Below are 25,100 nucleotides of genomic sequence, written 5' to 3'. Positions count from 1 at the left end.
GGGCGAATCCCGTACCTGTGATTCGGTCTCGCTCCCCCTCAGGATAAGGGGCAACTTGAGCACTGTCCCTCGTTCGGACGCGCCGGTTCGCACATCCGCTCAGCGATCGAGACGCTGAAGAAGCGTGGCCGATCACGGCCCCGGGCACACCAAGGCCTGGCACAAGCCTCGAACCGGAAGAGCCCTCATGACCACAGCTGCATCCAGCACCACAACGATCGTGCTGACCAAGGGCGGAGCCTCACTGGTCGACCTGCTCATCGACACCCCGGAGCTTAGGATCATCGTCACCGGGCCTCGGATGCTTTTCGACCACCTGAACCTGCTCACCACCCTCTCCCCTTTCGAAGGCTGTACCGCCCCACGCCTCAAAGATCTCGCCGACAGCCTGGAGGGGACCATTCACTGCGGCCTCATCGGTGTACAGCAGGCCCAGATCGGGGTCAACAAGTACCGCTCCGGCGGAATCCTCCAGATCGGTCTCGGCCCCGCGGCCATGTACCAGAGCGAGCTGGTGCTGCGTACCAGAACCGGAGAGACCTTCCGTGCGTTGATCAGCCGACTGCTCCCCAGCGATCCCTCGCGCCCCTTCTTCGCCGGCCTGCATGGCGTGCCGGCCACAGGCCACCTCGAACACCATCATCGGCCCGGCGGCGGACACCACGACAACCATGACCACCACCACGGTGAAGGGGGCGGCCATGGACGTCCGTAAGAGCGCGATCGATCTCTCCGACCAGGAGCGTGACAAGTTCCTCGAGGCCATCATTCGCCTCAAGCACCGCCCCGCCCCGGCCGGTCCCGCCGGAGTCAGCGTCTATGACCAGTTCGTCGTCTTGCACGGAGCCGTCTTTGCTGTCGTCGCGCCGGGGCTTCCCCCGGGCGAGACGGTCAACTTCGGTCACTGGGACATCGGCTTCCTGGCATGGCACCGCAAGTACGTCAGAGTGTTCGAGAAGGCTCTCCAGGCGGAGGTCGCCGGGGTCACGGTCCCGTACTGGGAGTGGACCGACCATGTGGGCGCGGTCAACAAGCTGTTCACCAAGGATTTTCTCGGTTCCCTGCGCTCGGGGACGCCCGGCCCCGTGATCGATGGCGTGCTGCGAAACCCTGTCCCCCCGGCGGACCGGCCGACATGGTGGCCGACCGACCTGCCCGGGGTGGAGGGGTACGCGATCCACCCGCTCTTGGAGGACACATTCGGCACCACCCTGGCCAGGGGGAGCGACGGGGTCGCGTGGCCTCCCACTGCAGCGCACGTCACTCAGCTCGAGCAGCTCGTGCTCCAGCTGCCCAGCACCCACCCCCTGTGGTTCTTCTGGACGGTCCTGGAGCATGGCGACACCGCGATCACACCACGCACCCACGACACGGGTCACAATTTCGTCGGGGGCCATATGTCCGGAGGCTTCTCCCCCAACGACCCCATCTTCTGGCTCCACCACTCCAACGTGGACCGGCTGTGGGCCAACTGGCAGGCACGGCGCCTCAATGACGTCCCCGGTTCCAAACCCGAGGACCACTATCCGCCGGCACATGAGCTCTCCCCTTTCACTCTCACGGAGGCGCCCCCGGGACACCGTCTGGACGATCAGATGTGGCCCTGGGTGGGGGGCGCGCCGGGGTTCGACACGGCGGCCCTGGACCCCCAGGTGAAGCCGCTCCTGCCGGACTTCTCCAGTGACCCGGCAATGACCGTGAGAGAGACGCTCGAGACGGAGACCATCGACGCGGAGGGCTACCGCTACGCACCTCCGGGATCACCATGACGGATGGAGAAGGCCGGGTACGCCCTCACCTGGGCATCCCCGGCCTCTGCTGCCCCCTCCAGCGGGCGTACCTTTCGAACTCGCCGCCGAAGCGGCCACCGTCCTACGCACCAGCGGCTCCGCCTCCACGTCCCCCGAGCTCTCCTCGCCGCCCCTGTCCCGGGGCACGCCACTCGTAGCGCGCTTGGCCGTGCGGGCGCCTCGACGGCCCGCTGTGCAGCGCATGCTGTTGAACGCCCTTTGGCAGCGGCGCCGATGCCGGCCCTCCGGGGGCATGGTCAGTGCTGGTGCCCGCCAGTTCCCTCGCTCTCACTCGCCTTCCCCTCTCGGCCGTCCACGTCTCCGGTGTCGCCCGCCACGACGGTGAAGGCTGCCGTACGGACCTCTCCCTCGTGCTTGAAGTCCAGAAAGAGGCGGTAGGAGCCGGAGCTGGGTGCGGTGGCGGTGAAAGAGATCTCCGGTCCGGGCTCGGTCGTGCCGTCGCCGGGGGCGCCGTTGGGGTGAACGTGGAGGTACGCCAGGTCGCCGGAGCGGAGGGCCACCAGGTGCCCGTACGCCTCCAGATAGGGCTCAAGATCGGTGACCGGGCGGCCGTCCTTGGACACCGTGAGCTTCAGTTCCCGGGCCACACCGGGGCGCAGTTCACCATCGACGGTGACGGTGTAGCCGTCGACGGCGACGGTGCGGGAAGCCTTGGGGAGACCGACTGGCTCATAGTTGCCGGAGGCGGCGAGATCAGCGCCGAGCGTGAGGTTCGAGGCACCCTTCGCACCAGGGGTGAAGTCGGCGAAGACCCGGTAGTCCCCCGCCTTCGGCAAGTCCACCGGTGTGGACCACGTGCCGTCCGCGGCGCGGGTGGGGTGCAGGTGCCGGTACGTGGACAGGTCACGTCCGGCGAGGATCAGATGGAGTTCCTTGCCGTGCGCCCGCTTGAAGGCCGTGACCTGGCGGCCGTCCTTGTCGAGGATGCCGAAGCGCAGCTCGGTGGGGCGATCGGCCTCGATCCGCGGAGTCTTCAGGTTGAGGGTGTAGCCGCTCTCGGAGACCTCGAGGCCGCCGGCCGGGGACGCTTCATGTCCGCCGGCCTCGTGGCCTGCTTCCTGGTGGCCGTCGCCTCCCTCCGGCGATGATTCCGTTGCGTGGCCCGCATGGGCCGCAGGCTCGGGGCCCGACGCCACGGGGTCGAGTCCGCGCCCGACCCCGTAGGCGGTGCCGAAGGAGGCCGTGAGTGCGGCGGCGAATGCGGTGATCTTCAGTCCGGTGTTCATGGCATGTCCCTTCACAGGAGGCCGATTCGGAGCGACACAACAGCCTCCGACTATACCCCTAGGGGGTATAGTCGCAAGCCTGAACGGAACCTTGCACCAAATACGGGGAGGGGGTATACAGGGGTCACACGGCCAGGATACCCCTGAGGGGTATAGGCCGGATCAGCCGACCACTCTCCAGGAGGAACCCATGTCGTCCTGCTGTACTCCCGACGGCAGCTGCTCCACCGGCGCGACCGGCGAGTCCATCGCCGTCGCCGATGGCCACACCACCGTCTACAACGTCTCCGGCATGACCTGCGGGCACTGCAAGTCCACGCTCACCAAGGTGATCGGCGAGCTGGACGCCGTGATCGGCGTCGAGGTCGACCTCTCCGCCGAGCAGGTCACCGTGGTCTCCGGGGGCGAGCCCGACGACGCGCTCATCGCGAAGGTCGTCGACGACGCCGGATACGAAGTCACCGGCCGGGCCTGACCCGCAGCGAATCAGGCGCCGGTGCCCGGCCAGGCCGGGCACCGGCGCCCCCATCCACAAGCTCGAGGAGCAGTGATGACTACCACGGTCCCCGAAACAGCCGAGGTCGAGCTCGCCATCGGCGGGATGACCTGCGCCTCGTGCGCCGCCCGTATCGAGAAGAAGCTCAATCGCATGGAGGGTGTGGAAGCCACCGTCAACTACGCGACCGAGAAGGCCAAGGTCACTTATCGCGGCGGCATCGTCGTGGACGACCTGATCGCCACGGTGGAGGCCACCGGCTACACAGCCGCTCCGCCCGCCCCCTCCAAGAGCCCGGGCAGCGCTGGCGCCACATCCGATACCGAAGCCGACGAAGCCGACGAGCTCAGGCCCTTGCGCCATCGACTGATCACCGCCGTGACCCTCGCAGTCCCGGTGGTCGCCATGGCCATGGTCCCCGCCTGGCAGTTCGAGTACTGGCAGTGGCTTTCCCTCACCCTCGCCGCGCCCGTCGTCACGTACGCGGCCTGGCCGTTCCACCGGGCCGCCTTCACCAACGCACGGCACGGCGCCGCCACGATGGACACCCTGATCTCGGTCGGGACCAGCGCCGCGTTCATCTGGTCATTGTGGGCGCTGTTCTTCGGCACCGCCGGCATGCCCGGCATGACCCACGGCTTCGAGCTGACCATCGCCCGCACCGACGGCGCCGGGAACATCTACCTCGAAGCCGCAGCCGGCGTGACGGCCTTCATCCTCGCCGGGCGCTACTTCGAAGCCCGCTCCAAGCGCAAGGCCGGGGCGGCCCTCAAGGCGCTCCTGGAACTCGGCGCCAAGGAAGTCACGGTCCTCCGCGGTGGCCGCCAAGAGTTGATCCGCACCGAGGACCTCGCCGTCGGAGACCGGTTCGTCGTGCGCCCCGGAGAGAAGATTGCCACCGATGGCACCGTCGTCGAGGGTTCCTCGGCCGTGGACGCCTCGATGCTCACCGGCGAGTCCGTCCCCGTCGAGGTCGTGGTCGGCGACACCGTCACGGGCGCGACGCTCAACGCTGGTGGGCGGCTGGTCGTGGAGGCCACCCGAGTCGGCGCCGACACCCAACTGGCCCGGATGGCCAAGCTGGTGGAGGATGCGCAGAACGGCAAGGCGGCGGCTCAGCGACTCGCCGACCGCATCTCCGCGGTCTTCGTCCCCGTCGTGATCGCCCTTGCGCTCGGCACGCTCGGCTTCTGGCTCGGCAACGGCGCGGGGCTGACTGCGGCGTTCACCGCCGCCGTCGCCGTACTGATCATCGCCTGCCCCTGCGCCCTCGGCCTGGCCACCCCGACCGCCCTCATGGTGGGCACGGGCCGTGGCGCCCAACTCGGCATCCTCATCAAGGGCCCCGAGGTTCTGGAGACCACGCGCAAGGCCGACACCATCGTCCTCGACAAGACCGGCACCGTCACCACCGGCAGGATGACCCTGCTCGAAGTCCACACCGCCGACGGCGTCGACAGGAGCGACGTGCTGCGACTGGCGGGTGCGCTGGAAAACGCCTCCGAGCACCCGATCGCCCAGGCCGTGGCGAAGGGCGCGGAGGAGAAGGTCGGCACCCTGCCCGTGCCGGAGGATTTCGCGAACATTCCGGGCCTCGGCGTCCAGGGCATCGTCGAGGGCCACGCCGTGCTCGTCGGCCGCGAAAAGCTTCTGGCCGAGTGGGCGATGGACCTGCCCGTCGCTCTGGAGCGCGCCAAGGCCGAGACCGAGGCAGCGGGACGAACGGCGATAGCGGTCGCCTGGGACGGCGAGGCACGGGCCGTGCTCGAAGTCGCCGACGCGGTCAAGGAGACCAGCGCCGAAGCCATCAAGCGACTGCGCGGCCTCGGCCTGACGCCCATCCTGCTCACCGGGGACAATAAGGCGGTCGCGGAGTCCGTCGCGGCCGAAGTCGGTATCGACCGGGTGATCGCCGAGGTCATGCCTCAGGACAAGGTCGATGTCGTCAAGGGGCTCCAGGCCGAGGGGCGTTCGGTCGCCATGGTCGGCGACGGTGTCAACGACGCGGCAGCCCTGGCCCAGGCCGATCTGGGCCTGGCGATGGGCACTGGCACGGATGCCGCCATCGAGGCCGGTGACCTGACCCTCGTACGGGGAGACCTGCGGGCCGCCGCGGATGCGATCCGCCTCTCCCGCCGCACCCTGGCCACCATCAAGTCCAACCTCTTCTGGGCTTTCGCCTACAACGTGGCCGCTCTCCCGCTCGCCGCATCCGGCCTGCTCAACCCCATGATCGCCGGAGCCGCGATGGCGTTCTCCTCGGTCTTCGTGGTCGGCAACAGTCTGCGCCTGCGCGGCTTCCGGGCCGCCGACTGAGCCGAGACCGAAGGGGCGGGGCGGCCACCCGACCGCCCCGCCCCTTCGCCGGCGCATCGTCCCCTCAGGCAGCTCGCCCGCCCCTCGACGCCGGGGCCGGTTGTGTCAGGCCGTAGCCCGCTCCGGCTCGGGCTGTGCCTTGACCGCGGGCGGCGCCAGGCGGCCGGTGCGGTGCAGCCCGTACAGGGCGGCCGCGCAGGCAATCCCCAGACCGGACAACGCGATCCACGGAATCGCCGACATCCCCGCTGCCCGGGCTGCGTCCAAGGCGGCGCCGGTGAGCAGATTGCCGAGGGTGATGCCGACTCCGCAGATGGTGTTGTACAACCCGTAGTGCGTAGCGACGAGGCGGTCGCCGGAGAGCCGGACGATCGTGTCCATCTCGAAGGGATAGGCGATCATCGTGCCCGCCGCGAGCAGCAGGGCGGCGAGTGTGGGGGGAACCGCCGCGAGCAACCACAAGCCGACTCCCCCGTCCGGCACGGGTACGGCCGTGGCCGCCAGCAGGGGTACGAAGCCCACGCCCATCGTGAGCAGCCCCCAGGTCAGCGCACGCCCTGGCTCCATACGGGCCTTGCACCACGCCGTCACCTTGGTCTGGAACAGGATCGTGCTCAGGCCCGAGACGGCGAAGAGCACCGCCACCGTCGCCGTACCGAAGGCGCCTTCGCCGCCGACGCGCCGTACCTCGAGCGGCAGGGCGAGATACACCTGGAACTGCATGACGTAGAAGCCGATCATGGCCACGGAGAACAGCAGGAACGGCCGGTTGGCCACGATGCCGCGCCACTGGGCCAGCACGCCATCCCGCTTCCCGGCGTTCGTGCCCCCGGAGTCCTGCGCGTCGTTGCCCCGGCGGGCGGGCAGGGCGCGGATCTGCACGATGCTCAGCAGCGCGAAGATCCCGGCCGAGACCAGGCAGGTGACGCGGAAGTCGACCCCGGTCAGCACCATGCCCACCAGCGGGCCAAGCAGGATCCCGGCCTGGTAAAAGACATTGAACAGAGCGAACGCCTCCACCCGGCGCTCCCCCGCATCAGCGGCGAGGTACGCCCGGACCGCCGGGTTGAACAGCGCCCCGGCGAGACCCGTGGCCGCGGAGGCCGCCAGCAGAGCGGGCAGCGAGTTCACCAGCCCAAGGGTGGCGAAGCCGACGGTACGCAGGACGCATCCGGCGACGATCATCGGCTTGTAACCGAACCGGTCGGCCAGGGTGCCGCCGAAGAGGAACATGCCCTGCTGGCTGAAGTTCCGTACGCCCAGGATGAGACCGACCAGCCACCCGGCAAGCCCCAAGGTGCCGGAGAGGTGAGCAGCCAGGTACGGCATCAGCATGTAAAAGCCGAGGTTGATGGTGAACTGGTTCACCATCAACAGCTGGACGCTGCGATCATAGGAGCGCATCTGCACGAAGATGCTCTTCACTTGGCCTCCTCGGCACCGGACTCGGCGAGACCCGCAGCCGCCTCGGCTTCGTCGATCAGATCGACCACGCCTGCCTCCTCCGGCTCTCCGGCGAAGGTGAGCGGGTCGACGACGCTGCTGCAGCGCGTCCAGCGGGTGACGTCCTTCTCGTCCGGGCGCCCGATCACCTCCGGTTCGAGGGCCGGTGGTGCGTCGAGCAGGCCATGGGCTGCGCAGTAGTCGTCGTCGTAGACCGTGCCGAGGTAGCGCTGCGGGCCGTCGGGGAAGATCGCCGCGATCCGGGTGTCCGCGGGCAACGTGCGGGCCAGCCATCCGGCGACCAGAGCGACCGCGCCCACGCTCCACCCGCCGGTGGCGTAGTGGGACGCCGCGAGCTGCCGGCACGTCCACACTGCCTCGGAGGGGGCCACCCAGTGCACTTCGGAGAAGTTGTCGTACGCGACGTTGCGCGGATAGATGCTGGAACCCAGCCCGCGCATCAAGCGCGTACGGGCGGGCTGCCCGAAGATCGTCGAGCCGATGGTGTCCACCCCGATGAGCTTCAGCTCCGGGTAGAACTGCTGCAGGGTTCGAGAGACCCCCGCGGAATGCCCTCCGGTGCCCACGCTGCACACCAGGACATCGATGTGGCCCAGCTCGGAGGCCAGCTCCAGTGCGAGCGGGGTGTACGCGGCCACGTTGTCGGGGTTGTTGTACTGATCCGGGCACCAGGAGCCAGGGTGTTGCGCCATCAGCTGCGTCACCCGGTCGCGGCGCGCCTGCTGCCAGCCGCCGGTGGGGTGCGGCTCGGAGACGACGTTGACCTGCGCCCCGTACGCGGTCAGCAGCTGGGTCATGGACCGCTCCATGCCGGGGTCGGTGACCAGGGTGACGGGGTGCCCGTAGACCATGCCGGCGAGGGAGAGCCCCAGGCCGAGGGTGCCGCTGGTGGACTCGATGATCCGGCCGCCAGGGCGCAAGTTGCCGCGGGCGCGGGCGCGTTCGACCATGTGGAGGCCGGGACGGTCCTTTATGCCACCGGGGTTGAAACCCTCCAGCTTGGCCCAGAAGCCGCGCCCGGCGGGGGCGAGCGGCTCGGACACCCGCAGGAGCGGGGTGTTCCCTACCAGGCCGGACATGCCGTGGCCGGTCTGCGTGGACGGCGTGGACCCGGCCACGGCGGCCCCGCAGCGGTGCGTGCGGGCAGGGGAGGTTGTGGGGGAAAGTGACTGCATCATTCGCTCTCGATCGTCTGTACGGGTGCGGGTGCGGATGGTCATCTCGCGTGGCCGCAAATCTGCGGTCTCACCGACGAGGCCTATATCCGCCACCGGCAGATGCGCACGAGCCGTTCCTGAGCTGTGGACCGCGTCCGCGGTCTCTCCCGGACGTCCAGTCCCTGTCGCGAACGTGGCAGGACGGTCGCGAGCGCGACGGTGAGGGCCGCGAGAGGCGAGCCGGTGAGAGCAAGTGGCTGCGGGGCCGCACTCACGCGGCTCCCGGCAGGGAGCCGGCAAGCGGCACCGTGATGCGGGACGGGAGCGTCCGAGGGCTCCACCTCGGCGGGGGATCCCAAGGAGTGGCTGGCCACTGCTCGGGGTGTGGTGTGGGGGTGCTCAGCGCCGTACGCCGACAGCGGGCAGCTGAACGCCAGCAGCAGGAGACCGCCCAGGACGATTCCGGGCAGGCAGAGGAGCCGTCGAACCCGGGAGGCGGATGGCCGGGGCAATGGAGCTCTCATGCCCGCCGGTAGGCGGGCCAGGCGCATTAGGGCAGGAAGAAGGGGGGTGTACGTCACCGATGCTCCGTACGACAGCCGCGGGCGTAGAGGTTCGGCGCGCGGCAGGGCAGGTCAGGCGGACAGCGGGAAGGTGCCGGGGAAGGACCGTTCGCCCTGCGTCACGGGAACATGGGGATGCGGCCCAACAGGCACCGGAACTGGCTGTACTCGATCAGCAGCCGAGAGTGGCAGCGAGCGGCTGCCGTCGACTCAGCTCCTGGCCAGTTCGGATGCACCAGGCTTCTAAACCTGCAGAATCGCAGGATCTCTCTGTGGTGGCGATGGCGCCGACCCGCTCACGACCGCCGGCTCGAGTGCCCGGGTCTCAGTGGGCGCCGCGAGTGGCACGACATCCGTCGGCGTAGTGCAGGGCTCCGGCAGGTCAACTCCCTGCTGCGGCTTCCCGGACAGGCAACTTGGCCCCGCGTGACCGGCCTCGTCGTCGTGATCGGCGGGAGCGGGCTCGTGATGGCCGTCGGAGTGTTCGGCAGGCGTCCCGCCGCCCGCCGGGTGCACCTCAGCAGCATGCGAGGAGGCATGGGCAGATGCTGCGGTCGAGCCGGTGGACATGTGCGCCGCGGCGCTCTCGCCACTGACGCCGTGCGTATAGAGCAGGCCCAGCAGCAGCGCAGCCAGCCACGACACGCGCAACAGACCCGCCCACGTGAGGCGGGTCCGCGGCAGGCTGGATGTCGGCCGGACCGTGACCATGCCGTGATCCTAACGGCATGCGGAGCCCGGCTCGCGCACTGATCCTCTGAACGATGTGTGAATTGGCCAACGTGAACCGAGGTCGAGTCGTTGCCGTGTCGCAACCGTCCTGCGCCGCCGCGCCGCCTTCGGGCCGCGGGCATATCAACCTCTGCCGCGCTGGGCACCGGCGTTGCGCTCGCCGGTGGCCCCCATGCTCCAATTCGAGGCCCACGAGCGCGCCGTGCAAGAAAGCGGCCTCCTGATGCCCGTGGCTATGGCCGGCCGCTCGGACGTCGCGCAGCAGCCCCTTGCTCTTCTGCCTGGCCGGCTACGCGGTCACGAACCCTGGCACCTTCGCCGTGGTCTGCGCCCTGCTAAAGGCCCGTAGAGCGCGTAACAGGATCTTGTCGAAGTGCCCTGGCGGGCGTGACTGTTGTGACGATCTGACCGTTCGGTGGGGGTGACGACTCGGCCGTGGATCGTGGACGATGACTTGTGGGCAGTGATCGAACCGCTGCTGCCGCCCTGGCCCGAGCGGTCGCCGGGGCCTAAACCGGTGCCCGACCGGTTGTGCCTGCAGGGCATCCTGTAGGTCCTGCACCAGGACATCACCTGGCAACTCCTGCCCCTGGAGCTGGGGTTCGGCTCCGGACAGACCTGCTGGCGACGCCTGGACCGCTGGCAACAGGCAGGAGTCTTCGACCAGTTGCACCGCATCCTGCTCGCGAAACTGAACGCGGCTGGCGAACTCGACTGGTCCCGCGCATGCGTGGACGGTTCCCACATCCGCGCGAAAAGGGGGGAGCCGCGACCGGCCCGTCGCCGGTCGACCGGCGCAAGACAGGCAGCAAACACCACCTGATCTGCGACGGGAAGGGCACCCCGCTCAAGGTCATCACCACCGCAGCGAACGTCAACGACATCACGCAGACCCTCGCCCTGGTCGACGGCATCCCACCGGTCGCCGGGCGTCCGGGCCATCCCCGCCGACGCCCCGACGCCGTGCTGGGCGACAAGGCGTACGACTCCCGGGCCGTCCGTCGTGAACTGCGAAAACGCCGGATCATGCCGGTGATCTCCCGCAAAGGCGCCCCGAACATCAAGGGCCTGGGCAAGCTCCGCTACGTCGTCGAGCAGACCTTCGCCCTGCTCCACCAATTCAAACGCCTCGCCTTCCGATGGGAACGACGCCTCGAACTCCACGACGCCTTCCTCTCGTTGGCCTGCGGCCTGATCTGCTGGAGGCGCCTCAAGAAGGCCGACTCATGAACCTGGTACGAGCTCTTAGCAGCTCGGAAACTGCCACGGTTCCAGGGTCGCCGGGCCGCTCCCGCTAGCCGCGACAAGCCCTGCACCCGCAGGCCAGCGTGCTAACCGGACAGTTAGGCAGCCCGGACACACCTTGCCGGGAGACGGGGCCCCAGTCTCCGCGTCGAATCCTCACCCCAGGATTACGAGCCGACCTCAGCTCCCCCATCCGGGCAGCGTGGGCCGATGGCCGCACGCCGCTGTCTCGCCGAGTAGAGCGCCATCCAGACCGCCGCCACCAGGAAGAGCAGTGTGAACGCTCCTGACAGCACCGCAAATACCAAGGCGCCGCCGCCCCCGACGTCCTCTTCACGGGCGACCGTCAGCGGATCATCCGCCTGATAGCGCACCGTCCATTCGGTCCCGACCGCGTTCTTCCCGCCGCCGCTGCCCACCGGCAGATCTGCCACGATGGTCCGACCGTCCGCCTCGAATGTGACCTGACAGTGCCCGGCCATGCACGAGCCACTCTTGTGCAACGTTGCTTGAGCACGCTCGCCGTCCTGGAGCGAGCGCAGATGCAGGGCCGCAGGAAACATCACAAGCCCCGACAACGCCCCGAGCAGCACCGCGATCACCAGCGACATCGCCACTGCCGCACGCGGCGACAAACCGTTCGGTGCCATGGCCTGCTGGTAGACGCTAGGGGTATCAGCGCTCGATCTGCCGTCCTCATCTCTTGCCATCAGGTTCCGTTCGGTCCGAAATGGTTTCTCGTGTCACACGCGAGACCGGTGTTGCCGACCAGGGTAAGTACCGCGAGAAGCCCGCAGAATGCCGGGGTGCGGACACGTCGGGCCGGGCCTGACTGCCTGGCACCGGCAACCGGTGCCGGACCACGCGAGAGGCCTGGACCTTCATCCCTCGCCTGCGAGGCCTTCGGTGATGCCCTTCGTCGCGCATGAATCGGGCGGAGGGCGCGGGAGAGCTCGTACAGGACCATGAGTCACGCCCGACCAGGACACTTCGACAAGATCCTGTTACACGCTCGTAGCATCGACGACTACCGCGGATTGGCGCGGCAACGACCTGATCTCGCCGCCGCCTTGGTGATCTGCCAGCTGGGCCTGGTCGGCACCCCGCCGACCGCGGTCTTCCGGGGCAAGCTGGAGGTGTTCAGCGCCGTCATCGACGGCGGTTACGCCCGGCTGGCCGTCCTCGACGTGGCCAACACGGTCACATCGCTCTTCTACTACTTCAGCTGAACTGCCCCCGGCGGTCCCCAGCCGAACGCAGGACCACGCGTTCCCGGTCTCCGAGGCAGCGGCTGCGACCGCGTACTACGCCGCAGCCGCCTCTATCGCCCTGGGCCTGACCAGGGGCCCTGTCCTCTCCGTGCTCGACGGCCCACTCGGCACATAGAGGAGCTCACAGAGCACTTGTCAGCGACGGCTGCGAGCGTCAGCTCTTTGGCACGTCGACTGCCTCCCGTGTTCCGTGCCTGCGCGCGCGAAGCTGGCCTTCCCCCAAGAGCAAGGCGAAGGATTCCGTGGCCATGAATTCGCCGTCCGTCGTCGCCGCTTAGTCTGGATATGGGCATTTGTCTAAAATGTGCCCGGATCTGGAGCGCCAGGATGTGCCGCCATGTCCCATAAGCCCGGCAGAGAGCCATCCGAAGGCCGCCGAGCCCGCGCCGCCGCGCTGCGCGAGCAGGAGGCCCGGCTCGAGCGCCGCCGCCGTCTGCTGGTCGTCTTCGTGGCGGGTGTGGCGGTGCTCGGGATCGTGATCGCGGTCGCGGTCGCGGTGCTCTCGAACCAGGGCGGCGGTCCGTCCTCGCCCCAGGCTCCGACCGAGGCCAGCATCCCGGCCACTCCCATGAAGACAGCGGAGGGCCGTACGACCGACCCCCCGTGGAACGCACCCGGTGACCCCGCCGCACGGGTACAAGCCGCCGGGCTGCCGATGCTCGGGGAGGAGGGAAACGTGGAGCACATCCACGCCCATCTGGACGTCGTCGTGGACGGCAAGCCGGTCTCCGTTCCCGCGGACATCGGGATCGACCAGCGGGACCAGCAGATCAGCCCGCTGCACACGCATGAGGCGAATGGCGTGATCCACATCGAGTCCCCGGTCAAGGCCACCTTTTCTCTCGGCCAGTTCATGACCGAGTGGGATGTCGCCCTCACCCAGGATTCGATCGGTGGGCTGAAGGCCGGTGACGGCAACAGCTTCCGCGCCTACGTCAACGGCAAGCCGTACGCGGGCAACCCCGCCGCCATCGAATTCAAGGCGCACGACGAGATCGCAATCGTGTACGGGCCGGCGGATCAGAAGGTCGACGTACCCAGCAGTTACGACTGGCCGGAGGGCGAGTAGCCCACCCCGTCCGCGCTCCACCAGGCCGCTGAGCTGGTGCGACGGGCTTGAACGGCGGCATCTTCGGCCCACGGCGAGTGCGGTGCCTTAGCATGGCGCGCATGTCGCGACGCGTGCTGATGCCGCTCCGGGCGTGGTCCGGGGCGCTTCTCGTGTGCGCCCTTATGTTCTGCCTGACGGGACTGGCCCGACCCGCGATGGCGATGCCCGCTTCGATGACTCCGATGGAGATGTCCGTGCCGGCCGCGGGCAGCGGCCACGCTTCCGGTCACACGCCCGCAGCCGCAGCCGGACGAGCGGCGCTGACTCCGACGGCGACCGATGCGGCCGGCCATGGTGCGCACTGCCCGATGGTCGAACAGCAGTGCGCGGCGCCGAAGGCCACCCTCGGCCACGACGTCCAGCCGGGCCCTGCACTGACCGGTCTGCCGGAAGCTATGGGCTGCTCCCCTGCGGCCGTGGTGGCGCAACCCAACGCGCCGCCTCCGGCGCTGCCCCCTCCTGATCTTCACCGGTTGTGCGTGTCGAGGACGTGAAGGCTCGGGCCCGTGAGGCTGTTACCGCCTCGCGGGACGCCGACATCCTTCACGTCCGCCTCGGCACGCCCGTAACCCCATACCTGTGCGCGTGCCGTCGTATCCGAACAGGAGTAACGACGGATGCCATCGTCCATCACCTTGCTCATCACCGGTGTGAGCACCGGTCTGCTCGCCGGTGGCGCCTCGTGCGCCGCCGTTCAAGGGGGCCTGCTGGCCGGCGCGGTCGCCCGCCGCGACCCCGCCACGGCCCCCGCTCGTACGTCGCCTACGTCTTCCAAGTCCCCATCCAAGCGACCGCCCTCCGCGCGAAGGGCGTCCGCCGCGTCCCTGGAACTGACCGCCGGGCACCTGGCCCCGGTCGGCGCGTTCCTCACCGGGAAGCTGCTCTCCCACACCCTCCTCGGCGCCCTGCTCGGGGTCTTCGGCGCCGCGATCCAGCCCAGCCCTCGTACACAGGCGGTGCTGCTGCTGGCCGCCGGGGCGTTGATGGTGCTGTTCGCGCTGGACCTCTTCGGGGTCAAGGCGGTGGGGCGGCTGGTGCCCCGTCCCCCGGCCTCGTTCGGGCGGCTGCTGCGACGCAGCGCAAAGACGGACTCGGTCGCCACCCCGGCCTTGATCGGGTTCGCCTCGGTGCTGGTGCCCTGCGGGGTGACACTTTCCATGGAGCTGGTCGCGATCACTTCCGGATCCGCCGTGTCCGGAGCCGCGGTGATGGCAGGGTTCGTGGTCGGCACCGCGCCGCTGTTCGCTGCGCTCGGCTACCTGTTCCGCCGTACGAGCCGGGTGCTGTCCGGCCGGCTGGCCGCGCTCACTGGTGTGGTGGTACTGACCCTCGCGGTATGGACGATGGGGTCCGCGCTGCAGGCCGGAGGTTGGGTCTCCTTCACCGCTCAGGACCAGCCCGCTGCGGCGAGTGAACCGTTCACCGTTGAGGGCGGATCCGGAGGCGGTGGGTCCAGGGGCGGGCAGACGTCGGAGCCCGGTGCACCCGTACGCCTCGACGCCTCCGGCAAGCAGATCATCACCTTGACCGTGACGGACTTCTACGTCCCCACCCAGTTCACCGCGAAGGCGGGCGTGCCCACCACGCTGGTCCTGCACGGCAAGGACTCCGGCGGCTGTGCCCGCGCCTTCACCATCCCCGAACTCGGCGTCCAGGAGATCGTCAAACGCGACGGCGACACCAAGGTCGACCTGGGCACCCGAAAGCCCGGCACGCTCCGCTTCTCCTGCGCCATGGGCATGCAGACCGGCACCATCACCTTCCAGGGAGACAAAGCATGAGGCTCTTCAACCGCAAGACGGAGACGGCCTCCGAGCCCGGGACCGGCCCGCGGGTGGTACTGCTTGTCGAGGGCATGCACTGCTCCAGTTGTGGCCTGCTCATCGACGACGAGTTGGAGGACCTCCCCGGAGTCCGGTCATCCACCACCGACGTGAAGGCGGGACGCACGACCGTGCGCTTGGAGGAGGGGGCGGCCGTGAACACCGCGGAACTGATCGCCGCGGTGGAGCAGGCCGGGGACTACACGGCCCGGCCCGCCGACTGACACACCACCCGCCCTCGCCCCCGCCCCGGCATGCGCGGTATCGCTGTTCGGCCGGGAAACGCTCCCGCCGGGCTGCTCTCCAGGGGCTCCCTGCGAAGACCGAGGAGGAGGCCATCGCGGCCCCGGCGAACGGGGGTTCAGCGGTCCGGGCGGCGGCCGGAGGAGGGCGGCGACCCTGTAGGCGAAGGCCTGGGGGAACTGGTTCACCTTGATCGTGCTTACCTGTCCTCCCAGGCTCAGCGATGCACGGCGCCGGGAGTCGGACAGCCGCATCGATGCGCGGCTGCGGCGGAGCTCGGCCGCTCGAGCCGGGCCGCGGCTGCCTGGAGCAGGGTCGCGGCCACCAGCCGGACCTCGGGGTTGGCCGCGGCTCGTCGCAGGAAGTCCATGGACCGGTTCATTGCTGACTCCTCTCTCAGACGTTCGGTTGCCCTGCCCGGTGAGAGGAAGGGCAGCCGGAATGTGAGGGGGTGATCAGGCCGCCGCGGCGCCGGTGGGGATCCGTTGTTCGTCGGCGGCCGCCTCCACGGCCTCCGCGCGGTTCTCCGCCAGGGCCCGGAATCCGCGCAGGCGGAGGCTGTTGGAGACCACGAAGACCGAGGAGAAGGCCATCGCAGCGCCCGCGATCATCGGGTTGAGCATCCCGGCCGCGGCCAGGGGCAGCGCGGCCACGTTGTAGGCGAAGGCCCAGAACAGGTTGCCCTTGATCGTCGTGAGGGTCCGCCTGGCGAGGCGGATGGCGTCCGCCGCGACCCTCAGGTCACCGCGTACGAGCGTAAGGTCACTGGCCTCGATGGCGACGTCGGTGCCGGTCCCCATTGCCAGGCCCAGGTCGGCCTGGGCCAGTGCCGCGGCGTCGTTCACCCCGTCGCCGACCATGGCCACCTTCAGCCCCTCGTCCTGCAACCGCCGAACCGTACCGACCTTGTCGGCGGGCATCACTTCGGCGATCACATCGTCCGCAGCGATGCCGACCTGGTCGGCGACGGTACGGGCGGCCGTGGCATTGTCGCCGGTCAGCAGGATCGGGCGCAGCCCCAGCTCGCGGAACTGGCGGATCGCCGCCGCGCTCGTCGGCTTGATCGTGTCCGAGACCACCAGCACGCCCCGGGCTTCGCCGTCCCAGGCGACCGCCACAGCCGTACGGCCGTGACGCTCGGCCTCGGCCATCGCCTCCGCCAGCTCCTCGGGCAGCGGAATGACCCACTCCTCGAGCAGTCGGTGGCGGCCCACGACGACCGCGTGGCCATCGACAACGCCCTGCACGCCCATGCCCTCGGAGTTGGCGAAGTCCTCCACGCCCGGCAGGTCCCCGCCGGTCTCCGCAGCGGCTCCCGCGGCGATGGCCTGCGCGATCGGGTGCTCGGAGGCGGCCTCGACCGCTCCGGCCAGCCGCAGTAGCTTCTCCCGGTCGACCCCGGAGGCTGGGAGCGCCTGCACCAGGCTCATCCGGCCGGTGGTCACCGTGCCGGTCTTGTCGAGCACCACGGTGTCCACGCGCCGGGTCGACTCCAGGACCTCGGGCCCCTTGATCAGGATGCCCAGTTGGGCCCCGCGGCCGGTGCCGACCATCAGCGCGGTGGGAGTGGCAAGGCCGAGCGCGCACGGGCAGGCCACGATGAGGACGGCCACCGCCGCGGTGAAGCCCTCGGACCAGCTGCCGTTGGCGCCGAGCCAGAAGCCGAGCGTGCCAAGCGCCAGGGCGATCACGACCGGGACGAAGACGCCGGAGATCCGGTCGGCCAGGCGCTGGACCTCGGCCTTGCCGTTCTGGGCCTCCTCGACCAGCCTGGCCATCTGCGCCAGTTGGGTGTCGGAACCCACCCGCCTGGCGCGCACCAGCAGGCGGCCGCCGGCGTTGACCGTGGCCCCGACGACCTCGTCGCCCGGCCCGACCTCGACCGGCACCGACTCGCCGGTCAGCATGGACGCGTCCACCGCTGAGGTCCCCTCCGTCACCACGCCGTCCGTCGCGACCTTCTCCCCGGGCCGTACGACGAAGACATCGCCGACGGCGAGCTGCCCGACGGGGATCCGCTCCTCGCGCCCTCCGCGCAGCACGACCACGTCTTTGGCCCCCAGATCCATCAGGGCACGCAAAGCCGCGCCCGCCCGGCGCTTGGAGCGCGCCTCGAAGTAGCGTCCGGCCAGGATGAACGTCGTGACGCCGGCCGCGACCTCGAGGTAGATGCTGTCCGCCCCGTCGGTCCGGCTGATGGTGAGCTCGAAGGGGTGGCGCATCCCCGGCATGCCCGCATCACCGAAGAACAGCGCGTACAGCGACCAGGCGAACGCCGCCAGGGTGCCCAGCGAGATCAGCGTGTCCATGGTGGCCGCGCCGTGGCGCAGGTTCGTGAACGCTGCCTTGTGGAACGGCCACGCACCGTACGCCACGACCGGCGCGGCCAGCGTCAGCGATGCCCACTGCCAGTTGTCGAACTGCGCCGAGGGCACCATCGCCAGGATGATCACCGGGATCGACAGCGCCATGGAGATCAGCAAGCGTTCCCGCAGCGAGCGCGTCGGATCCGCCTCCGCGGCCGCCGCCTCTTCCCCATCGGCCGGCTCCTCGCGCGGCGGGGCGGGCGGCTGCGCGGTGTACCCGGCCTTCTCGACCTCCGCGACGAGGTCGTCGGGGGTGTACGAGTCCGGGTAGTGGATCTGCGCCTTCTCCATGGCGTAGTTGACCGTGGCGGTGACGCCGTCCAGGCGGTTCAGCCGCTTCTCGATACGAGCCGCGCACGAGGCACACGTCATGCCCCCGATGGACAGCTCGACCGAACCGAGCTCGTGCCCGACCGTACTCACTGCGCATCCTCTCCGGTCAGCACGGAGGCGCGTGCCCCGAGCCCCATGCTCCTGTGGTCCGCGTGCTCGTCGACTCGCATCTCATGGCCTCCCGTGCCGCCGTCCCCGCCGATCGGTCCGATGAGCCAGCCCACACCGAAGGCCACCAGGAACGCCGCGGCGAGTGCCGCAGCGTAGACGCCCAGCCTGACCGCCGTGCTCATCGCTCGTCGCGGGAGACCAGCTCGTAGCCCGCCTCGTCGACAGCCGCGGCCACCTGGTCGAAGTCGAGGCGCTCCACACTGGTGACAGCCACCCGGCCCGATGCCAGATCCACCTCGACATCCTTCACGCCGTCCAGGCCACCGACCTCGGCCTGCACCGCGCTCACACAGTGGCCGCAGGTCATGCCCTTTACGGTGTAGACGTCCTGAGTCGTCATGGCATTCTCCTCGCGATCATCAGCATGGGGCTCCACAAGCCGAGTGAAAGGGGCGTCAAGACAACCAGGTACCCCCACCCGGTATTCCGATACTAACCCGGCTGACTCGCTGCATACCCCCGTGGGTATCCGAGGGGGCTGGATCCGCCCGGCGCTAGCCTTCGGCCTTCCCGGCGACCACAGCCTGGTTCATACGGTCAGGGGGTATCTTCGAGATGAGCTCGAAGCATGCGGGCGGCCGGCGAGGGGGAAGGAAAGACGAAGCCATGGCGGGTCAGAAGAAGCACAAAGACGACGTGATCGTGCGGCTGCGCCGCATCGAGGGCCAGGTACGCGGCTTGCAGCGGCTGGTCGAGGAGGACACGTACTGCATCGACGTCCTCACCCAGGTCTCGGCAGTCACCCGCGCACTCCAGTCGTTCGCCTTGCAGATGCTCGAGGAGCACATGGCCACCTGCGTGAGCGATGCGGTCGCCGAGGGTGGCGAGGAGAAGGAGCAGAAGCTGAAGGAGGCATCCGACGCGATCGCACGGCTCGTGCGCTCCTGAGCACAGCCTGCGAAGGCGCTTACGCGCCGCGATCGGTCAGCCCGGCCTCGGTGCGGCGAGGTAGCGCGTCCCGGGCTCGACGTCGGCGAGCTGCGGTGACGACGGCCGCAGCTGGGACAAGCGCGCACAGCTATCGCTGCTCGACCTCACCGTGCATCCCAAGAGCCCCGAGCAGTGGGCGGCCACCAGCACTGGGCCTTGATCACAGCATCGACGCGCACGCACCTTCCGTGCCGTCCCCCGGTGTTCCCGCCCCGGGCACCGTCGAGTAGCCCGAGCTGGGGCCGCATATCGCGCTGGCTGCGGACGGCCGGGTGGCGCCCCTGACCGCCCGGCGTCCCGCTGGCCGCCGACGGCACCGAGACCGCCTGCGAATCGCCGATGCCGCCAGCCGCACCCGGACGGTGCGGTTGCGGCCGGACGCAACCGCGAAACGCTACAGGAATACCCCCTGGGGGTAACTGGTTCTGATGTGCAACCCGCAGAACCGGGGCCACACTGGACGGGAATGGGGAGACACGCCATGGACCACACCTCCGACCACACCGGCACCGCGCACCACGACGGCCTCCACGAAGGCCAGCGCGGTCACGCTGACCACGCGGCACTCCACGGCGGGCACGCGGGAGCGTCCTGGGGAACAGCAGCGAAGGCGACCCTGCACTGCCTGACCGGATGCGCCATCGGCGAGATCCTCGGCATGGCCATCGGCACCGCCCTGCTATGGCGCAACGCGCCAACCATGGCCCTGGCGATCGTGCTCGCATTCCTGTTCGGCTACTCCTTCACGATGTTCGCCGTCCTTCGGGCCGGCCTGGACTTCAAGACCGCCATCAAAGTCGCGCTCGCCGCCGACACCGTCTCGATCGCCGTGATGGAACTGGTCGACAACGTCATCATCGCCCTCACTCCGGGCGCGATGGACGCCCACCTGTCCGAGGGACTGTTCTGGTCGGCCCTCCTGGGCGGCTTCGCGGTCGCCTTCCTGATCACCACCCCGGTCAACAAGTGGATGATCGGCCGCGGCAAGGGCCACGCCGTGGTCCACGCCTACCACTGACGTGGGGATGCAGATGGCACGCGCCCGCGGTAACCCGGCTCTCAGTGGCACCGCGGGGCGGGGACGGCGGCGGGTTCTTGCTCGGGTTCGGCCGCCTTGCGGGCGGCGAGGTAGCGTTCGGCGTCCGAACCGCGGCCGCGCCGGTGCCGGCGGCGGTGATGGCCTGGAGGTCGGTGTGGTCGACGACGTCTCCCGCGGCGAATACCCCGGCCAGGCTCGTACGGGTCGACGGCGCCGTGACCTTGATGCAGCCCTCGGCGTCGAGGTCGTGCCGACTGGCTCCACGGCCGCAAGACCACCGGCGATCATCGGCTTGGGGCCGATCCGGTCGCTTGGCGTTCGGCCACTGGCTGCTGTCTGCGCCGTGATCCCACACAGGTGTCGGTGGCAGGCCTCGACGCGGTTTCACTTCACCTGCCGAACGGCGCCGACGGGTCAGCTAGTCATTCTTGGGTGAGACCACGGCGACCACTGGCGCACCGATCGGTTCAAAGGTCGCGCCGCCCGTGCTCACGTACTCCGGTGACGAGCACTCCGGCGGCGAAAACCAGGACGAGGATGAAGATGACGATACCGAGGACGCCCTGGAGCCCACTGGCCAAGCCGCTGTAGCCCACGTCGACTCCGAAGATCACAGAGCACACACCCGCAACAAGCGCCGTCCAGCCCAGCCAGCCAGCGACCCGGCGACTGGCGAGAATCGCGGTCCCGAAGAGCGCGAGGGTCAGCCCAAGCAGGATGCGGAAGTAGCTCTGGAATCCCCATTCCAGCCAGCGCACGGTCTCGGCGTTGGCAAAGCGGATCGTCTTCTCCGCGCCCGACGTGCTGACCCATGAGTCGACGGCCTGCTTCAGCCCCACGCCGTCCAGCCCCTGCAAGACAGCCCAGACCGCGGCGGTCGCAACAGCTGCCGCGGCTGCGAGCTGCGCAACCAGGGAAGACCCGTCGGCACCGCGCAGGACGCGGTACAGCACGAGCAGACCGCTCAGCGTCACCAGGACGCCAATGAACTGACCGAGATGAACGGCGATCCAGGTGCCGCTGTCTGCATACTCGGTGAAGATCGCCGGGTGGTCGTCTTCCTCCCCCGAAGGATGAAGTGCGGCAGTCAAGATGACATTGAGAAGGAAGCCCCCGACCATGAGCCCGCCGGCGAGCGTCATCCTGCGCCGTCGGGAGTCGGCTGTATCCGCCCCTTCGCCAACGTGCGTGTCCGGACTCATGAGCAGACCCCAGTCCTCTCGTTGTCACCGACCGACGTAGTTGAGGATCACCAGATGCAGCCGCTGTCTCAGGTCACGCAGCACCGCCTCACCCGAATGAGGTCTGGTCGCGGCCGATCGCGCAGCGCCGGGGATCACGCCCGCAGCAGACGAGCGGATCCAGCCGAGGACCGGATGCCGTGATCGGGCGCGGTTCACGGAACCGGGCGCAAGTCCGTCCAGGGTGACATCGACGAGCCGGCGGCGGCTTTCGAGGGCAGGCCCACCGCAGAGGGGTACAGCGCGCGCAGCACCGATAAGGCCGCCGATCACTGGCAGAAGACGGGTTCGGCTGCCCGGGCAGGAGTCGCAGCGTCTACCGCACGGAGGCCGTCCGCTGCTCCCGCTGATTGCGCCGCAGGTCGTGCTGCTTACGGTGCCCGTACGGGGTCATGCCCCGCGGCTTGAAGACCGCCAACACCATGGCTACGAACAGCACCAGCAAGGCAAGCATGGCGTGGAAAACGGGCGATGAGTTGCGCACCACGTCGAGATCGGCACGGGGATCGGCCGCCACGTCGGCCATGTAGCGGAACGTCTCCATGTACAGCAGCAGGACGACGGTGGCAACCACGGTGATCAGAAGTTTGAACACGACCCAGTAGTGCCGGAACAAGCCCCACGGGGTGCCCAGGGACTGGACAATCCCCGTCAGCAGCGAGGCGAAGGCCAATGGGACGAGGACGAACCAGGCGGCCGGCTCCATCACGAGATAGGCGCCGCGCACCGTCTGGGCATCCTCGCTGGTCACGCCGATGACGGCGAGAGCCAGGAAAACGAGGACCGCGCCGAGCCAGCCGACCGTGCTCGCAACGTGCGCGATGAGCGCGATCTTGCGGGGGTGGGGTGTCATGGTCATCGGGGGTCATCCTCGGGGTGAGGTGGCTATTGAGGCCACCGCCAGAGGTGCGAGGCCGGCTGTGATGCTCGCAGGCGGTGCTTGGCCGTCAAAGTGGCGAGCCGGGCCATGTCCCCCCGGCCCCTTGGTGAGGAGCAGGATCACCAACAGCACGACCACGACGAGGGCGATGAGCCCGAACACCTTCACCCAGCGTGGCATCCCGGGAGTCGATCCCCGGTCAGGTCCCATGCCGGTGTCGTCGCCGGTGTCGGGGCCGCTCGGCGGGTCAGCCATGACCGCCTCCTGTCTCCTGATGTGGTGCGTAGGGGGTACGGGTCTCACGACGGCCAGCTTTGCGAGACAATCTGTCTCTGTCAAGTCAAGGTGATATGACCTCGTCGCCACGTATAGTGGGGTGGTGCCGAAGCTGTGGAACGAGACGATCGAGGCACACCGCCATGCGGTGCGTGAGGCCATCCTGGACACCACGTGGGCGCTGGTGACCGAGCACGGACTGACATCGGTGACGATGTCGAAGATCGCCGAGAAGACCGGCATCGGACGGGCGACGCTGTACAAGTACTTCCCCGACGTCGAAGCGATCCTGGCCGCCTGGCACCAACGTCACGTCACCGGCCACCTCGAACATCTCGCCCAACTCCGGGACCAGGCCGGCGATGCCGCCGAGCGGCTCGAAGCGGTGCTCACCGCCTATGCGCTCATCTCCTACCACCGTGAGCGCCACGGCCCTGAACTCGGGGCGCTCCTGCACCGAGGCGAGCATGTCACCCAGGCCCAACAGCAGCTCATCAACTTGATCCAAGACCTGCTGACCGAGGTCGCGGCAACAGGCAAGCTCCGGGATGATGTCGCGCCGGACGAGCTGGCGCGCTACTGCCTCCACGCCCTCACAGCAGCGGGCACCCTGTCCTCCGAGGCCGCAGTCCGTCGACTGGTCAAGGTCACCCTGGCCGGGCTGCACCCCGCGCGCTGAGAGAAGCGCACGAGGGGCGGCAGAGGCCCACCACGGGGGTGGGGCTATGCTCCCCGGCGTGATTGTGTCCCGGCCGATCCTCAGCGTGCTGCGGCCCCGCTCGCGGGCGGCGGGTTCATCGAGGCTGCTAGGCCGTGTATCGGAAGTGGATCTCATCAGGTGTCGAGCGGCAGTTCCAACAGTTCTTGTGGGGGCTGGAAACCGGACTGTTGCCAGAGGGGGCTGCTGCGCTCTGACGGCCAGACGATCAGAGTGTCGAAGCCGGAGCTGCGTGAGTGGTGTTTCAGCGCCTCCAGGAGCGCGGAGCCTGCTCCCTTGTTGCGTTGCGACGGCGTGACGTAGAAGTTCGTGACGTAGCCGACCGGGGTGTTGTCGGTGTACGGGTCCGGCATCCTCTCCACCAGGCAGAGGAAGACGTGGCCGCAGATTTCGCCTCCAGTCTCCGCGACCCAGGCCAGCCATTTGCCATCGCTGAGCCGGTCGCGCATCCAGTGTTCGGCCTCTTCCAGGGGTCGGGCCGGTGCTGGTGGCTGCCCTTCGTGGTCCTCCTGCTTGAACGTCCAGCGCATTTCGGCCAGGGGCCGGGCATCGGCGGGTCGGGCCGGGCGCACGGTGAAGTCTGTGGTCATGAGGTGAGTTTCGCCTCCGTGCCCTGGTGAGGTGAATTGATTTCCGTACTGGTCACAGCCATTCGTTGATGGCCGCAACGAGGACAGTGGCTTCGTAGCGGACGGCAAGTTTCTCGTAGCGGGTGGCCACTGCTCGGTTTCTCTTGATGCGGTTGATGCCGCACTCCACAGCGTGGCGCTGGCGGTAGTCGACCTTGTCGAATTTCGGTGGGCGGCCACCGCGGGCACCGAGCTTCTTCCGGTGGCGGATGTAGTCGGCCTTGTCCGGGATGGTGCAGCGGATCCCGCGCTTGCGCAGGTAGGCGCGGTTCTTGCGGGAGGCGTACGCCTTGTCGGCCCGCACCCGGTCAGGGCGGGTGCGGGGCCTGCCAAGCCCCAGACGACGAACCTGGATCTGCTTCAGCACGGCCTCGAACTGTGGGGAGTCCCCGCGCTGCCCGGCTGTGATCACGATCGACATCGGCTTCTGGCCCTGTTCGACGGCCAGGTGCGGCTTGGTGGTCAGGCCGCCGCGCGAGCGTCCAAGCCCATGGTCGGCCCGCTCGATGTCGATACCGCCGGGCGGCTCGACCTGCACATCCCCCTTTTCCGCGCCTCGGCGGCGTGCTGTTGGGCCCGGTACACCGTGGAGTCGACGTTGATGTCCCATGTGATCAGACGCTTTGCGTCGGCCTGGGCCTGCAGCTCAGCGAAGATGTGTTTCCAGGTGCCGTTCCGCTGCCAGCGGCGGAATAGGTCGTACACCCGCCCCCAGGGCCCATACCGTTCCGGCACATCCCGCCATGGCGCCCCAGTCCGTGTCCGCCACCGTATGCCGTCGATCAGCTGCCGCCGGGTCCATATCGGCGGCCGTCCAGGCTTCTTGCCGGTCGGCAACAAGGGCTCCAGCCGGGCCCATTGCGCATCGGTCAGGTCTCCACGCGACACGAAGCGAGATCATGGCACCTGAAGATCCACTTCCGATACAAGCCCTAGACGAGTAGTTCCGATTGCGGGGTTCACGGACGCGGGGAGGGTGTCCAACATCGGGTTGTGACGACCGAGTTAGACACCCTCTTGACCGCACTGTACGTGCACATCGACGACCGCTTGAAGACC

The 25,100-nt window shown here is 68.8% G+C and carries 25 protein-coding genes and 2 pseudogenes; 12 read left to right on the top strand and 15 right to left on the bottom strand.

Translation table 11 applies throughout. The features are described 5' to 3' along the window. Positions 1-124: 124 nt before the first annotated feature. Entirely contained in the window at positions 125-715 is a 591-nt protein-coding gene (locus tag ACTWQC_RS18755; protein WP_443316870.1) for a hypothetical protein, read from the top strand. Beyond that, complete coding sequence (locus tag ACTWQC_RS18750) at positions 672-1,769, top strand: tyrosinase family protein (protein ID WP_443316869.1); 1,098 nt, start codon at positions 672-674, stop codon at positions 1,767-1,769. The genes ACTWQC_RS18755 and ACTWQC_RS18750 overlap by 44 nt, the downstream gene beginning before the upstream one ends. 278 nt (positions 1,770-2,047) lie before the next feature. On the opposite strand, the gene ACTWQC_RS18745 is transcribed toward ACTWQC_RS18750, so the two are convergent. Then, the gene (locus ACTWQC_RS18745) at positions 2,048-3,037 is read right to left on the bottom strand and encodes a hypothetical protein (protein ID WP_443316868.1); all 990 of its coding nucleotides are present in this window, start codon (positions 3,035-3,037) and stop codon (positions 2,048-2,050) included. A gap of 190 nt (positions 3,038-3,227) precedes the next feature. On the opposite strand from ACTWQC_RS18745, the gene ACTWQC_RS18740 reads away from it, so the two are divergent. Next, positions 3,228-3,512 carry a heavy-metal-associated domain-containing protein gene (locus ACTWQC_RS18740; protein WP_443316867.1) on the top strand — a complete coding sequence of 95 codons (285 nt, stop codon included), beginning with the start codon at positions 3,228-3,230 and terminating at the stop codon, positions 3,510-3,512. A gap of 75 nt (positions 3,513-3,587) precedes the next feature. Continuing rightward, positions 3,588-5,849, top strand: a complete 2,262-nt coding sequence (locus ACTWQC_RS18735) for a heavy metal translocating P-type ATPase (protein WP_443316866.1) — start codon at positions 3,588-3,590, stop codon at positions 5,847-5,849. A 105-nt stretch (positions 5,850-5,954) separates the two neighbouring features. On the opposite strand, the gene ACTWQC_RS18730 is transcribed toward ACTWQC_RS18735, so the two are convergent. The 3 genes from ACTWQC_RS18730 to ACTWQC_RS18720 all read right to left on the bottom strand — a co-directional run bounded on the left by ACTWQC_RS18730 (position 5,955) and on the right by ACTWQC_RS18720 (position 9,744). Beyond that, positions 5,955-7,253: an MFS transporter gene (locus tag ACTWQC_RS18730; protein WP_443316974.1), complete on the bottom strand. Its 1,299-nt coding sequence runs from the start codon at positions 7,251-7,253 to the stop codon at positions 5,955-5,957. A 17-nt stretch (positions 7,254-7,270) separates the two neighbouring features. Beyond that, entirely contained in the window at positions 7,271-8,392 is a 1,122-nt protein-coding gene (locus ACTWQC_RS18725) for a PLP-dependent cysteine synthase family protein (protein WP_443316973.1), read from the bottom strand. A gap of 884 nt (positions 8,393-9,276) precedes the next feature. After that, positions 9,277-9,744 carry a DUF6153 family protein gene (locus ACTWQC_RS18720; protein ID WP_443316865.1) on the bottom strand — a complete coding sequence of 156 codons (468 nt, stop codon included), beginning with the start codon at positions 9,742-9,744 and terminating at the stop codon, positions 9,277-9,279. A 460-nt stretch (positions 9,745-10,204) separates the two neighbouring features. On the opposite strand from ACTWQC_RS18720, the pseudogene ACTWQC_RS18715 reads away from it, so the two are divergent. Next, positions 10,205-10,995, top strand: a pseudogene (locus ACTWQC_RS18715) (IS5 family transposase). 182 nt (positions 10,996-11,177) lie between these two features. Here ACTWQC_RS18715 and ACTWQC_RS18710 read toward each other — a convergent pair. Beyond that, on the bottom strand, positions 11,178-11,660 hold the full coding sequence (locus ACTWQC_RS18710; RefSeq protein WP_443316864.1) for a hypothetical protein: 483 nt from the start codon (positions 11,658-11,660) through the stop codon (positions 11,178-11,180). A 315-nt stretch (positions 11,661-11,975) separates the two neighbouring features. Between ACTWQC_RS18710 and ACTWQC_RS18705 the strand changes: the two genes are divergently transcribed. From ACTWQC_RS18705 to ACTWQC_RS18690, 4 genes are all read left to right on the top strand, one after another. Beyond that, on the top strand, positions 11,976-12,239 hold the full coding sequence (locus ACTWQC_RS18705; RefSeq protein ID WP_443316863.1) for a proton-conducting transporter transmembrane domain-containing protein: 264 nt from the start codon (positions 11,976-11,978) through the stop codon (positions 12,237-12,239). 379 nt (positions 12,240-12,618) lie between these two features. Continuing rightward, positions 12,619-13,350, top strand: a complete 732-nt coding sequence (locus ACTWQC_RS18700; RefSeq protein ID WP_443316862.1) for a hypothetical protein — start codon at positions 12,619-12,621, stop codon at positions 13,348-13,350. 659 nt (positions 13,351-14,009) lie between these two features. Continuing rightward, positions 14,010-15,173: an urease accessory protein UreH domain-containing protein gene (locus tag ACTWQC_RS18695; RefSeq protein ID WP_443316861.1), complete on the top strand. Its 1,164-nt coding sequence runs from the start codon at positions 14,010-14,012 to the stop codon at positions 15,171-15,173. Further along, positions 15,170-15,439, top strand: coding sequence for a heavy-metal-associated domain-containing protein (locus ACTWQC_RS18690; RefSeq protein ID WP_443316860.1), 270 nt, complete (start codon positions 15,170-15,172; stop codon positions 15,437-15,439). Before ACTWQC_RS18695 ends, ACTWQC_RS18690 begins: the two co-directional genes overlap by 4 nt. A gap of 236 nt (positions 15,440-15,675) precedes the next feature. Here ACTWQC_RS18690 and ACTWQC_RS18685 read toward each other — a convergent pair whose 3' ends face one another. The 4 genes from ACTWQC_RS18685 to ACTWQC_RS18670 all read right to left on the bottom strand — a co-directional run bounded on the left by ACTWQC_RS18685 (position 15,676) and on the right by ACTWQC_RS18670 (position 18,668). Continuing rightward, positions 15,676-15,840, bottom strand: coding sequence for a hypothetical protein (locus ACTWQC_RS18685; protein ID WP_443316859.1), 165 nt, complete (start codon positions 15,838-15,840; stop codon positions 15,676-15,678). Positions 15,841-15,913: 73 nt separating this feature from the next. Beyond that, positions 15,914-18,196 (bottom strand): heavy metal translocating P-type ATPase, encoded by a 2,283-nt coding sequence (locus tag ACTWQC_RS18680; RefSeq protein ID WP_443316972.1) that lies wholly within the window; start codon positions 18,194-18,196, stop codon positions 15,914-15,916. A gap of 47 nt (positions 18,197-18,243) precedes the next feature. Then, on the bottom strand, positions 18,244-18,450 hold the full coding sequence (locus ACTWQC_RS18675) for a hypothetical protein (RefSeq protein ID WP_443316858.1): 207 nt from the start codon (positions 18,448-18,450) through the stop codon (positions 18,244-18,246). After that, complete coding sequence (locus ACTWQC_RS18670) at positions 18,447-18,668, bottom strand: heavy-metal-associated domain-containing protein (protein WP_443316857.1); 222 nt, start codon at positions 18,666-18,668, stop codon at positions 18,447-18,449. The genes ACTWQC_RS18675 and ACTWQC_RS18670 overlap by 4 nt, the downstream gene beginning before the upstream one ends. Before the next feature lie 266 nt (positions 18,669-18,934). Between ACTWQC_RS18670 and ACTWQC_RS18665 the strand changes: the two genes are divergently transcribed. Together ACTWQC_RS18665 and ACTWQC_RS18660 are read left to right on the top strand one after the other, a co-directional pair. Beyond that, positions 18,935-19,216 carry a metal-sensitive transcriptional regulator gene (locus tag ACTWQC_RS18665; RefSeq protein WP_443316856.1) on the top strand — a complete coding sequence of 94 codons (282 nt, stop codon included), beginning with the start codon at positions 18,935-18,937 and terminating at the stop codon, positions 19,214-19,216. 523 nt (positions 19,217-19,739) lie between these two features. Then, positions 19,740-20,276 (top strand): DUF4396 domain-containing protein, encoded by a 537-nt coding sequence (locus tag ACTWQC_RS18660; protein WP_443316855.1) that lies wholly within the window; start codon positions 19,740-19,742, stop codon positions 20,274-20,276. Between the two features lie 41 nt (positions 20,277-20,317). Here ACTWQC_RS18660 and ACTWQC_RS18655 read toward each other — a convergent pair. The 4 genes and pseudogenes from ACTWQC_RS18655 to ACTWQC_RS18640 form a co-directional block, all read right to left on the bottom strand. Continuing rightward, a pseudogene (locus ACTWQC_RS18655) lies at positions 20,318-20,544 on the bottom strand (thioredoxin-disulfide reductase); the annotation flags it as partial. Between the two features lie 220 nt (positions 20,545-20,764). Then, a complete protein-coding gene (locus ACTWQC_RS18650) occupies positions 20,765-21,499 on the bottom strand; it encodes a hypothetical protein (protein ID WP_443316854.1) in 735 nt (244 codons plus the stop codon). A 355-nt stretch (positions 21,500-21,854) separates the two neighbouring features. Next, positions 21,855-22,397 (bottom strand): hypothetical protein, encoded by a 543-nt coding sequence (locus tag ACTWQC_RS18645; RefSeq protein ID WP_443316853.1) that lies wholly within the window; start codon positions 22,395-22,397, stop codon positions 21,855-21,857. A gap of 6 nt (positions 22,398-22,403) precedes the next feature. Continuing rightward, entirely contained in the window at positions 22,404-22,673 is a 270-nt protein-coding gene (locus tag ACTWQC_RS18640) for a hypothetical protein (RefSeq protein WP_443316852.1), read from the bottom strand. Positions 22,674-22,797: 124 nt separating this feature from the next. On the opposite strand from ACTWQC_RS18640, the gene ACTWQC_RS18635 reads away from it, so the two are divergent. Beyond that, the gene (locus tag ACTWQC_RS18635; RefSeq protein ID WP_443316851.1) at positions 22,798-23,373 is read left to right on the top strand and encodes a TetR/AcrR family transcriptional regulator; all 576 of its coding nucleotides are present in this window, start codon (positions 22,798-22,800) and stop codon (positions 23,371-23,373) included. Positions 23,374-23,528: 155 nt separating this feature from the next. Here ACTWQC_RS18635 and ACTWQC_RS18630 read toward each other — a convergent pair whose 3' ends face one another. Further along, a complete protein-coding gene (locus tag ACTWQC_RS18630; RefSeq protein WP_443316850.1) occupies positions 23,529-24,002 on the bottom strand; it encodes a GNAT family N-acetyltransferase in 474 nt (157 codons plus the stop codon). Positions 24,003-24,054: 52 nt separating this feature from the next. Next, a protein-coding gene (locus tag ACTWQC_RS18625) for an IS5 family transposase (protein WP_443316849.1) occupies positions 24,055-24,929 on the bottom strand; the annotation gives its coding sequence in 2 pieces (ribosomal slippage) (positions 24,055-24,548 and positions 24,548-24,929; 876 coding nt in all). Positions 24,930-25,100: the final 171 nt, after the last annotated feature.

Source organism: Streptomyces sp. 8N616 (assembly GCF_052246385.1).
In the GTDB taxonomy this organism is placed as follows: Bacteria; Actinomycetota; Actinomycetes; order Streptomycetales; family Streptomycetaceae; genus Streptomyces.
This window is presented reverse-complemented; position numbering and strand designations above follow the sequence as displayed.